This window comes from Allocoleopsis franciscana PCC 7113 (genome assembly GCF_000317515.1).
Classification (GTDB): Bacteria; Cyanobacteriota; Cyanobacteriia; order Cyanobacteriales; family Coleofasciculaceae; genus Allocoleopsis; species Allocoleopsis franciscana.
On sequence record NC_019738.1, the window covers coordinates 5,454,098 to 5,466,076 of the forward strand.

Sequence of the window (11,979 nt, forward strand, 5' to 3'; positions counted from 1 at the left end):
TTGATTCGTGCAGGAGGTCTAGGGATTTGTCAGAAAAGTAGGCAATTCCAGTAGATGAAAGTAAGCAAGAGCTGCCACGACCAAAGTGTAAAGCGTTGAGCCACCCAAGCCAATCCATAAATCCCGTTTCGGGTTTCGCTGCTCTTGTCCCAGAAACATATCCATCGCTCCCATCTGCATCATCAAAATCCCTAATACATTGGAGAGCCAATAGCCAACAATCGTAAATGGCAAAAACCAGTCGGGATTCATCCAACTGACGAGATAGCCAAACAGTAGGGCAATCGGCAGATTAAAGAACAAGTCGTTCCACCACGAGAGGGGAGAGAGCATATAGCCAATCCCTAACAGAAAGCTACCTCGCAGTTTCTTGAACACGACCCTTACTCCCGCTATCAACCAATTGTTTAGATACGTTAAGCCTCATTAATTAGTATGACATCACACATCAAGGAATCATCATGGTAAAGATTGCTTATCACGCTTCCCACGAACAGTTCAAGCCGAGCGCTCTTTTAAAATACGTTCAAATGGCCCAGCGTGCTGGATTCACGGCTGGCTCATCTTCTGACCACTTCCATCCCTGGAGCGATCGCCAAGGGGAAAGCGGCTTCTCTTGGGCATGGTTAGGCGCAGCCATGCAGGCAACATCTCTTCCCTTCGGCGTCATTTGCGCTCCGGGGCAACGGTATCACCCTGCCATTGTTGCTCAGGCGGCGGCAACGCTGGCGGAAATGTTTCCCGATCGCTTGTGGGTGTCGCTGGCAAGTGGCGAAGCGCTTAATGAGCGAATTACTGGAGAACACTGGCCTCCCAAATCCGAACGGAATGCTCGCCTCAAGGAATGTGTAGATATTATCCGTGCCTTGTGGGCGGGAGAAACGGTAACCCACTACGGGCGGGTGCGGGTTGAGGAGGCAAAGCTCTACACTCGACCTGAGATTCCCCTGCCAGTAATTGGAGCGGCTGTTACGGCTGAAACAGCCGAGTGGTTAGGCTCTTGGGCAGATGGACTCTACACAACCTCCCGCCCTCCTGAAGAACTCAAGAAGGTGGTAGAAGCGTTTTATCGAGGTGGGGGAGAGGGTAAGCCGATGTATCTTAAGGTGCAACTCTCCTACGCCAAAGATGAGACAGAGGCACGACTTGGAGCCTACGAGCAGTGGCGTACCAACATTTTTAGGAGCGTTGCCCTAGCGGAACTGTGGACGCCTAAGCAATTTGATGCCGCCGCACAGTTTGTCAGACCGGAGGACATGGATCGCTGCGTGCGGATTTCTGCTGAACCCCAGCAGCACATTGAGTGGTTACAGAAGGATTTAGAACTCGGATTTAGTGAACTTGTCTTGCATAATGTGAACTTAGAGCAGGAGCAGTTCATCGAGGTTTTTGGGGAGAAAGTGCTGCCAGCGATCGCAAAGGGCTGAGTCGAGTGGGTGAGAAAATGTTAGGATGAGCCGCCTTGTGAATGAATGATTAATATCTCTGAGGCCATCGTCAGCGCCTTCCAGTTTTACCAGACGGGTAACTTATCTCACGCTGAATGGATCTGCCAGCAAATTCTTCAGCAGCAGCCTAATTCTACAGAAGCGTTGGATCTCCTCGGTAGGATGGCTCACCAAGTCGGCAAACTGGAAGAAGCGATCGCCTATTATCAAAAGTTAATTGCGCTCCTGCCAGACTATGCCGAAGCTTACTATCGCCTAGGTTCGGCTCTACAGTCAAAAGGTCAGCTTGCAGAAGCGATCGCTTTCTACCAACACGCGATCAAACTCCAGCCAGATTATACCGAAGCTCATTACAACCTGGGCTATGCTTTCCATCAACAAGGAAATCTGCCTGCGGCTATTGAACACTATCAACAGGCGATCGCTCTCAATCCTAACCAGGCTGAGGCTCACGCTAACTTAGCTCATATTCTTCAACATCAGGGCCAAATTGAGGCGGCTATCACTCATTATCAGCAGGCGATCGCGATTAAACCAGATGTTCCCGAAATCTTCTACAACCTCGGCAATCTCTTGAAGCAGCAAAACCAACTGGATGCTGCGATGATTCAATATCAATGGGCGCTCGCTCTCAACCCTAATTATATAGATGCCCATCTTCAGTTAGGTACATCTCTACACTCTTTAGGTAAGTATGAAGAGGCGATTATCTGCTATCAACAGGCGCTGACTTTAGAGCCAAATGTTCTCGATACTTACCTTAAATTAGGCTGGGCGCTCATGCATTTGAGTCGCTTTGAAAAAGCTACACATTGTTTCCAGCAAGCTTTAATTCTGAACCCCGAACATCCGGAAGTCTACCAAAAACTGGCATTAGCTTTAGCCAGCCAGAATCAACTGGAAGAAGCCATCACTTCCTTCCAAAAAGCCTTACATCTAAACTCCAATTTTGTTGAAGCTTATTGGCAAAGTCACCTCCTCTTACCTATCCTTTATGATACTCAGGAACAGATTCAACACTGGCGTCAGCGCTTCTGTCGGGGACTCAATCACTTAATTCAACAAAGTGACTTCAATAGTAATGAAGGAATCAGGCAGATTTTGGCTGGATTAACAGCATCTGCCACTACCTTCTTGTTAAGTTATCAGGGTTTTAATGATCGAGGAATACAACGAAAGTATGGAACATTAGTTCATCGGGTGATGGCAACTATCTACCCTCAATGGACGAAACCTATGTCCATGCCTCAGCTCAGCCATCAAAGAAAGATTCGCGTCGGTTATCTCTCCGCTTATTTCAGAACACATACGGTCGCGTCTTTAACTTTAGGTTGGCTGAAAAACTGTGATAAAGAAAAATTGGAAATTTATAGTTACTACATTGGCTCTAAAGCCGATTTAACTACGGCAGAAATTTATTCTAATAGTGATAAGTATTATCACATTTATGGTGATTTAAATAGCATTTGTGAGCAGGTAATAGCGGATAAGCTACATATCCTAGTTTTCACAGACATTGGTATGGATTCGCTAACGACTTACATCGCAGGATTACGCCTTGCTCCCATCCAATGTATGACTTGGGGACATCCAGTCACTTCGGGATTACCAACCATTGATTACTTTTTATCGAGTGATTTAATGGAACCTCAAAACGCTCAATCTCACTATTGGGAAAAGTTAGTTCGTTTACCTAATATTGGCATTTGTTATCAAAAGCCTGTTGTTTCTGAACTGACTAAAAGTCGTTCGGAATTGAATTTACGCGAGGATACTATTATTTATCTTTGTTGTCAATCTTTATTTAAATATCTTCCTCAATTTGATACCATTTTTCCCAAAATTGCTCAACGTGTACCTCAAGCTCAATTTGCTTTCGTTTCTCATCCTGTCCCTGTTGTAACTGCCCAATTTATAACCCGTCTCAGTCGTGCGTTTGCTAACTTAAAATTAAACTATAAAGACTATTGTGTGATTCTACCCAGACTAGAACGAGTGGATTACTTCAATCTTAATTTAGTGTCCAATGTTTTCCTTGATACCTTCTCTTGGTCAGGGGGAAATACAACCTTGGAAGCGATTGCTTGTGGTTTACCCATTGTGACTTGTCCGGGAGAGTTTATGCGTAGTCGTCACTCTTACGGAATTTTAAAAAGAATGGGAATTACAGAAACAATTGCTCAAGATGAAATTGAGTATGTTGAGATTGCTGTACGCTTAGGGATAGATACAAACTGGCGACAGGAAATTGTGCAAAAAATCTATGAACGTCATCATTGGTTATACAATGATAAAACTTGTGTTACTGCATTAGAAGATTTCTATCAAAGAGTAGTTTTATCGCAGCTTGGTAAAAGTGATAGTCTCAAGAAGACCAATAGCGGCGCAGATTAAAAAACCCTTCTAGAACATTTTGTAGGATAGAGTTTTGTCTGAGGCGTTGTTGTTGCCACTCCAGAGCCGTTTTATGAAAAATTTCTGACAACGTTGGGGAAATATGAGGGAAGTCAGTATGTAGTGAAGTTAGACCAAAGGGACTGGCTTTGATCTTAATCTTCTGGCGAATTGCAAGCGCGATCGCACCAATTAACTCACTTGCCTCTGAACCAACAATGGATGCACCTAAAATTTCCCCACTATGACGCCCAATGATTTTACAAAAACCAGTTGTTTGCCCTAATATCTGTGCTTTATCCAGCGTTTTGAAATATTGCCGCACCACAAACACATCCTTACCATAGCGCCGTCTGGCTTGCGCTTCCGTCAAACCCACTCGTGCTAATTGAGGAGCACACAAAATGGCCCAAGGAATTGAGCCATAATCAACTTTAAATAAGGGCGCAAATAAAGCATTGTTCAGAGCAATACTGGCTTCATACTGAGCAATATGAGTGAATGGATAACCCCCAGCCACATCCCCACAAGCATAGATACGAGGATTGGTGGTTTGTAGTTTCTCGTTCAGTTTCAGCCCTTGTCGAGTGTATTTAATTCCAACAGCTTCTAAATTTAAGCCTTCGACATTCGGCTGTTGACCCATAGCCAGCAAAATTTTATCCGTTTCAATGGCTTGATTTCCGGCTTGAACCCAAATTTTATCCTCAATACGCCTTACCTGGGTTACTGGACTCTCGGTGAGAACGCGAATTCCCTCAGCCTCTAACTGAGCTTGCACGAGGTGAGACGCCTCTGAGTCTTCTTGGGGCAAAATTTGAGAGGTACTAGTAATGAGAGTAACCTCACAGTTGAGCCGCGCTAACGTCTGAGCAAGTTCAGTACCCATGGGAGTACCACCGATGATTAACCAGCTTCCCTGCAAGAGTCGGGTTGAAGGTTGAAGGTTGTTTTCTAAACTTTCAATCTGTAACTTGTCAGCCTGCAACTTTTCTTGCCAAATATCTGCTGGGGTGAAATAGCTAATCGTCTGCAACTCATCAATATTAGGAATCTCCAAGCGAGAACCCGTCGCGATGAGATAGGCACGCGCCCGCAGGCGTCGATTGTTGACGACAAAGCCAAGGTGAGGGCGTCGGCAAAATTCACCCTTACCAGTGATTACATCAACGCCTAACGAGCCTAAGATAGCAGGAGAATTCTGTTGGGAGCAGGTATCAACGACTAAATGCGCCCACTGCATCGCTTCAGCCAATTGGATAGATGGAACTTGCTGTTGTTCTGTTGAATCAGTGGTTGAACAATGGATACCCAATAGGGGGGCGTCACGTAGCTGCTGGAGGACATGCCCAACCTGAGCCAACGCTTGAGTGTAGATAGCTCCATCATCTAGACTGTTAGCCTGTAGCCGCAGAGGCTCGATGAGGGCAACACGAGCATTTAAACGGGCAGCAGCAACGGCGGCATAAGCACCGACAGGGCTGCCACCAATGACGATGAGGTCGTATTCGACGGTCATTCGATTTTAGATTTTCGAGGGTTGATTGCTACGGTTTCATTGTGATCAGCCATGGGGCTATATTCAAGGAAATTCACAAGGAAAGGAGTTCAGAATGAAATTTCATTCTGCAACTCCTGTGTTTAAAGGATAGCCTCTAGACCCTCTAGTAAGCGCTGGTTTTCCGCTTCTGTGCGGACGGCAACTCGGAAAAAGCGATCGCCTAATTCCGGAAAGCTCAGGCAGTCGCGGATTAAAATCCGGCTGTGTTTGAGCAGTTTTAAGAGTAGCTGTGAACTGGGTTGTTCAGATTGCACCAGTAAAAAGTTAGCGGCGCTGGGGTAGGGTTGCAACCCTGGTAATAATGCTAAACCCTGAAACAGTTGCGATCGCGCTTTAGGGAGCCAGTCCCAGGTTTGTTGTTGAAATTGGGTATCGGCTACTACAGCCGTCGCTGCGGCAGCCGCTAAGATATTTACAGGCCAGGGGTCACGCCACTCCTGCCAGCGCCGCAGTCGGTCAGGGTGAGCGATACAATAGCCGACGCGTAATCCAGGGAGGCTGTAAAACTTGGTGAGCGATCGCAAAATCACCAAATTGGGATAGTCCTGCACCACTGAGATTAGACTTGGCTGCTGGTTGGGAGGCAGAAAGTCCATAAAGGCTTCATCTACCACAACCAGAGCAAATTGCGAAATTAGAGGTAAGATTGCCTCTCGATTAAATAACTGCCCACTGGGATTGTGCGGGTTATTCAGCAACAGACCCGATCGATTTTGAATTTCGGGTTTGAGATTTGGGATGGGTAAGGGTCGCTCTAAAACCTCACCACTCAAATCGATTGGGTATTTCCTGACCTTAGCCCCAAATGCCTCAAGGGCGCGTTGGTAATCGCTGAATGCTGGAGTGAGTAGGCAAGTCCCCTCCAGTTCAGATAGCTCCCTGGCAGCCCAAGTCAGAAGCTCAGCGGAGCCGTTACCGGGCAAAATCCAGTCAGGCGTCAGAGTTGGGTGAAACTGACTCAGAGACGCCCGCAGTTGAGCATAATCAGGGTCAGGATAGGCCGTTAGGTCTGCTAGGGCTTGCTCGATTGCCGCAAGAGCACTTTTTGGCGGTCCCAGTGGGTTGATACTCGCCGAAAAATCAAGAATCAAAGAAGGGGAACAGCCTGCCAGTGCCGCTGCCCAGGCTAAATTTCCCCCGTGAGTCGGTCGTCTCAAAGATACGTTCCGTTTATGTCATCAGCCGTTACTTATCGCTGGGTGCAACTTTCTCCTTAAACAGTTTCCCAGCCGAAAACGCAGGAACTTTAGTTGCCGGGATTTCCATTTTATCCCCGGTTTTTGGATTGCGACCCTCACGGGCTTTGCGCTCTCGGGACTCGAAAGAACCAAAGCCCACCAAAGTGACTTTGTCACCTTCGGAAACGGCTTCCATAATCGCTTCCAGTGCCGCCGAGAGGACTGCATCGGCTTGCTTTTTGGTCACTTTTGCGTTTTCCGCTACCTTATCAACTAATTCACCTTTGTTCATTCGGATTCTCCTTCTGTATTTGCATCACAGGTCAACTATTACGCTAAATCTCAGCTTCGAGATCTAGATACGTGACCCTAATTGCGGGGCTTTTCAACTCGAAATCGCTGCAACTCCCGCAGGCTCGAAGTTTCACTGCATTATTCTAAGGTCTCTACCGCAGATATGGATCGGTGAAAGCTTTAAGTTATGTGGATTTCAGGATTTTTGAGCCATTTAAGCCGAGAAATTAGGAATTTATACTTATTCTTTTGGGGTTTTTCCCCTCAGTTAAGGGTTGGGAACACCTGAACCATCACCCAAACGAACCGGAGCAGAACGCTACCAGAGCCTGTTGAATCATTACAAGAAATCCAGCCAAAAATCAACTCCCTTTTAGCTATGGGAGTTTCAAGTCTGCCAGTGTAGGACTGAGCAACGATTAACTTAGCTTTCCCAGTCCACGCCGTCGTTTAAGACGGCGCTGAGTGATTTATGAGTTGGCTTAAGGGGAAACACCTTGCCGTTGCAGAAGTTGACGTGTCTCCCGACCTGGTGTGTAACTATAGCCAAACGACGAGCCTTGCGCGTCATCAATAATTTGCGGTGTGAGCAAAACAATCACCTCTTGCCGCTGATTTACCCGGCTGGTGCTTCTAAACAAAGCACCCAGAATCGGAATATCGCCTAAAATCGGCACCTTTCTGACTTCCGTTCGGTCTGACTCCTGAATGATGCCACTTAGGATGAGTGTTTGACCGTCTCGCAGGCGAATTTGACCCGATTGCAGTTGCCGCTCTTGTACCAAGGTGATTTGGCCTTGCGGCGTGCTTTGAGAACCCCCGATCGCAGACACAACTGGATTAACAGTTAGCGTGATAAAGCCGTTATCGTCAATCTTTTGGACATTAATCGGTAGGATTAAGCCCGCCCTCTTAATGATGGGTTCCTGTACCTGAGTGGTTAAGTTGGTCGTGGGGTCGGTTTGGGTCTGTAACCGGAATCCACCAAACACCTCCTGTGTCAGGTTAACTGTTGCTGTCTGACCCTCTTGGACGACGAGCGTCGGGTCAGTCAGAATCTTGGCGTTACCACTCGTAACCTGAGCCTGTAAGGCTGATAACAACCGTTTGGGGAATTGGAACAGGGAGGGGAGAGCAGTCGTAATTGAACCCGTCTGACCCGCTGTTGCCGTACTCGTACCATCCGCGTTAAACGTGATGATCGTATCTGTAGGGAGTGTAATACCGGTAATTCCTGGTCGGAGTGGATCAGTTAGCGTGACGGAACCTACTCCTCCAATCACAGTTGCATCTTGTTGGACAATTTGAACAGGGTTCTGACCGGGTTGATTAAGAATTACGGTTCGAGATGCATTCGGAAGAGTGACAGTAGAGTTTGGATCTAGGAAAACACTACTGCCGGCAAAAGGATTATTGATGACGGGGGGAGTGGTAATACTGCCAGACAACTGTCCTTGAGTCGGTGGTCTAATGCCACCGTAATTGAAGGAAGCCGCTCCCCCATCATTGACAAAGAAGCTATCGCCAATCCCAAAGGAGAAGCTAGCGTTAAAAACATCGGTTCCGGAGAGGTTAACGTCCACAATTTTGACGTTTACCGCGACTTGACGACGCCGCAGATCCAACTGCGTCAATAAGGCTGTGGCGATTTCTACTTTGCGCGGTTCCCCAATCAAGGTGATGGCTCCGAGACGCTCATCAGGGGACACAGCTAGCCCTCGTAGTACCAAGGGGCCTGTCAGTCCAGCTCCTCCTGCTCCTCCCGGCCCTCCGGCTGCGGCAGTTTCTTGGGGAGTGATTTTACTGACCTGCGTCTGAGTGTTTTGAATTCTTTGAGCGGCTGCTCCTTCCCCAACAACGGTTAGAGTTGTCTGGGTTGTAATTTGCTGTTGCTCTGCCCCCTGAGAAATCAGAAAGCCCACAGCCTGCCCAACGGGGACTTGATTGAGGCGTAAGGTACGAGCGACGAGATTGCGAGCCGTATCGGGTAGTCTGGAACCGACAAAAATTGTGCGTCCGACTCGGTTTGCCTGGAGACCCGAAAGCTGGAGGACGTAGTTAAATACATCTTGAACCGGTTCGTTTTCCAGATCCAAAGAAATGGTCTGCTGTGCACCGCCTGCGGCTCCACCTGGAGCGCCCGATTGAGGTGTCCCCCCTCCATCAGTAAAAGCAAGGTTTAGGCCAGCCGAGCGAGCTAGGAGCGCCAAAACTTCTCGAACGGGAGCTTCTCGTAAAACCAGGCGGGGAACACGTACCCCTGTCCCCAAGTCAATCACACTAGCGGCCGCACTAATATTCGAGATCGCAATATCACCGACGGGTGGTGCGATTGCTCTGGGTAAAAGTGGAGGCGCTGGGGCAACGGGTTGTACTGTACCGGCTGGTCCTGCGGGTTGAACCGGAAAGCCATCAATCGTTATTTGCGGGTTGGGAACCAGTACGTCTGGTGCGGGAGCCTGCACTGGAGCTTGTGGCGCTGGTGCAGGAGCCACTGGGGCTTGCACCGGGACAACAGGTTGAGGTACTGTCGTCTGAGCAATAGAAGTTGGAGTGGCGGGAGTCGGCGCTTGCTCAACCGGCCGAGCGATTGATTTCTGGGCAACAGAAGTTGGCGCGGCTTGATTTGGCGCTTCTTCAAGAGGTTGAGATATCGGCGTTTGGCTGACAGGAGTTGGAATTGTGGCGGGACTCGCCTCTGCCTTTGCCGCCTGTAGGGATGGAAGATCTAAGGTCCCAGGTAAGACAGGATCATTATCATTGGGTGACGAGGTGACAGGATTAGAATCTTCTGCCTGAGGCGTGGCTTGTGTGCTAATCCCTAACGTGATTAAGTCCTGATTACTTTGAAGAACTTGACTCGTGGGAGGGTTGCTTGTACCGCTGACAGTAACTCTAACGCTGTTAGCATCTGGCTGGCTCACGACAACAGAGCTAATACCGGGCATTGGATCGGCTTGGCTGAAGCTGTCGCCTTTGTTCAAACTTAGCTGAGTATTCACTAAATCAGCCACTAAATCATTACCACGGCTCACCGTGAAAACCTGCGGACGCTGAGCGCCTGCTTTTGTCTCCAGAGTAAGTTGAAGTTCACCTCCACTGTTTTCGAGTCGCACAGCTGTCACCTGCGTCGTTACTGCTAAAGAGGGCTGTGTTGCTAACAGCGCTACTGCTCCTCCAATCACAATTCCACTCAATGCTTGAGCCTGTCTCACGGTTCACTCCTCACCTATAAGAGCTATTCTGCGAATAGCTTGATAGCAATTAACTTGTAAAAGTTAGGTATTATCATTCCCAAAACTCGGAAGAAATCTTCCTAATTTATGGGCTTTACCCCAATGGGAAAACTAATACCTCCCGACCTAGGTCACAAGATGTAGAATTCCTATTCGTACATTCCACTTCAGAAGGTCTTAAAGCTAATAGCTTACCTGCTAATCACACTATTTTTTACGTTTTTGTTGCTTTCTTTGGTTTTAGGGCGTAGGTTTTTGCCCAAGCTTAGTCAATGCGGCATTGGGTTCCTCCGGCTGCACCGGCATCAGTACCTCTAGCTTAAAGGTGGCTTTGAGGTTCGGCTTAGCATTCGCTACCACCCCTGCCTCGCCTGGTGTGTCTTTTTTACGGACTCCGGGAACTGACTTGCCACTGGGGTCAACTAATACGAGGATCGGCTCATCACTCGTTTCGAGTTTAAAGTCTTTAACGAGCAATAGCGTCTGCAACCGCTCAAGACTCCGCATGATTGACTGAATTTGGTCGAAGCTACCAACAAGCTCTATGTTGATGGTTTTACGCTTCAGTTTGTCATTGACCTCTGCTCCCAAAGAACCATCTTTAATGACACCATCTGTCGGTGGTGGATTTTCTCCCGGATTATAGATTTGTAAAGCACCAGCTCTTTCTTTAATAGAGCTGTTGAGATTCAGCAACAAAGTATCCAGAGTTTTTTCATTGGCAAATAAACTGAGTACCTGCTTATTTTGTACTTTTGCGGCTTCTAACTCTTGCTTTTTCAGCGCAATTTTCTTTTTGGTCTCCTCCAGCCTCTTAATGTCGTCTTGGATTTTAGCCTTTTCCTCTTGTAATGTCTGATTCCGGGCCCACTCAGGCTGTACAACATTGACGAAGAGATAGGCAGCTCCCAACAGACCTAAGACAGCAAAAATTATTCCCCCTATTTTAGGGGTGAAGGTAATACCAAAAGCGGTTGGATAGTTAGGAGTTTCTACCTGACCTTCAGGAAGAAATTCTTCATCAGCGTATGTCATTTTTGAAATACTCCTTTGTCCTGAAGGGTTCTAATTCGGGTTACGAGTCCAACAGCACCTTTACGATCTAACTCTCTAATTAACTCCGAAGCTGGGACATCATTTAAACTCGTTTGAATTGTATATCCTACCGCTTTCGGAAGTTCGTATTTCACCTTGATTTGACTCTCATTGAATTCCAACTTGCTGGGACTCTCCTGCAACTTAGCAACAATTAATTGAGTTTCATCGCTCTTGAAGAAAGGAGAACGCTGAAGTGTCAAGAGGAAATAATTCACATCATCAAACGAGCGAGCAGAACCTGTAATTTGCAGCTTGGTCGTCATGTTATTGGATGGGCTAGCGGGTTGAGTTCCCGGTTTAGGATTTTTTGCCCCTGCCGCTGGAGCCGCTGTAGCTGCTGGAGCTGCTGGAGCCGCGACTTGTTTTTGCTCGATGGATAGAATTTGTACATTTGGGGGAACACGTTCCTGAATATCCTCCAACATCGCTGACCACGGCTTGATTTGATTAAAGACACTGGCCAGGGCGGCTGTTTCGCTCTTGACTCTATTGGTTTCGTCCGTGAGCTGCTTAATTTGTTGCTCTGCTTGCTTCAAGCCTCCCAGTGTCACATTCAACTGATTAATTTCTTCTTGTACTTGGGCATTTTGCTGTTGCAGGAACAACCATAAGCCCCCCACCAACCCTGGCAGGAGGAGGCCTACGGCGACGCCTATAATCAGTGGTGTCATCGACCCCGCAGGTGTCGGTGGAGCAGAAGCCCGCTCTCCTCCCCGTTGTCCGACAAGATCAGGCCGATCTTTGAGAAAATTAACATCTAGACTATACAT

The 11,979-nt window shown here is 47.6% G+C and carries 9 protein-coding genes; 2 read left to right on the forward strand and 7 right to left on the reverse strand.

Annotated elements, in window-relative coordinates:
- Positions 1–18: 18 nt before the first annotated feature.
- Entirely contained in the window at positions 19–378 is a 360-nt protein-coding gene (locus MIC7113_RS22405; RefSeq protein WP_015184468.1) for a hypothetical protein, read from the reverse strand.
- A gap of 83 nt (positions 379–461) precedes the next feature.
- Here MIC7113_RS22405 and MIC7113_RS22410 point away from each other — a divergent pair, with 83 nt between their 5' ends.
- Together MIC7113_RS22410 and MIC7113_RS22415 are read left to right on the forward strand one after the other, a co-directional pair.
- On the forward strand, positions 462–1,427 hold the full coding sequence (locus tag MIC7113_RS22410) for a TIGR03885 family FMN-dependent LLM class oxidoreductase (protein ID WP_015184469.1): 966 nt from the start codon (positions 462–464) through the stop codon (positions 1,425–1,427).
- 45 nt (positions 1,428–1,472) lie between these two features.
- Positions 1,473–3,842, forward strand: coding sequence for a tetratricopeptide repeat protein (locus tag MIC7113_RS22415; protein ID WP_015184470.1), 2,370 nt, complete (start codon positions 1,473–1,475; stop codon positions 3,840–3,842).
- Here MIC7113_RS22415 and MIC7113_RS22420 read toward each other — a convergent pair.
- The 6 genes from MIC7113_RS22420 to MIC7113_RS22445 all read right to left on the reverse strand — a co-directional run bounded on the left by MIC7113_RS22420 (position 3,814) and on the right by MIC7113_RS22445 (position 11,979).
- Positions 3,814–5,361, reverse strand: a complete 1,548-nt coding sequence (locus MIC7113_RS22420) for a dihydrolipoyl dehydrogenase family protein (protein WP_015184471.1) — start codon at positions 5,359–5,361, stop codon at positions 3,814–3,816. The genes MIC7113_RS22415 and MIC7113_RS22420 overlap by 29 nt on opposite strands.
- 122 nt (positions 5,362–5,483) lie before the next feature.
- Complete coding sequence (gene cobD / locus MIC7113_RS22425) at positions 5,484–6,560, reverse strand: threonine-phosphate decarboxylase CobD (protein WP_015184472.1); 1,077 nt, start codon at positions 6,558–6,560, stop codon at positions 5,484–5,486.
- A 28-nt stretch (positions 6,561–6,588) separates the two neighbouring features.
- Positions 6,589–6,873 (reverse strand): HU family DNA-binding protein, encoded by a 285-nt coding sequence (locus tag MIC7113_RS22430; protein ID WP_015184473.1) that lies wholly within the window; start codon positions 6,871–6,873, stop codon positions 6,589–6,591.
- A gap of 484 nt (positions 6,874–7,357) precedes the next feature.
- Complete coding sequence (locus MIC7113_RS22435; protein WP_015184474.1) at positions 7,358–10,090, reverse strand: AMIN domain-containing protein; 2,733 nt, start codon at positions 10,088–10,090, stop codon at positions 7,358–7,360.
- Positions 10,091–10,351: 261 nt separating this feature from the next.
- Complete coding sequence (locus tag MIC7113_RS22440; protein WP_015184475.1) at positions 10,352–11,146, reverse strand: hypothetical protein; 795 nt, start codon at positions 11,144–11,146, stop codon at positions 10,352–10,354.
- Complete coding sequence (locus MIC7113_RS22445) at positions 11,143–11,979, reverse strand: PilN domain-containing protein (protein WP_015184476.1); 837 nt, start codon at positions 11,977–11,979, stop codon at positions 11,143–11,145. The genes MIC7113_RS22440 and MIC7113_RS22445 overlap by 4 nt, the downstream gene beginning before the upstream one ends.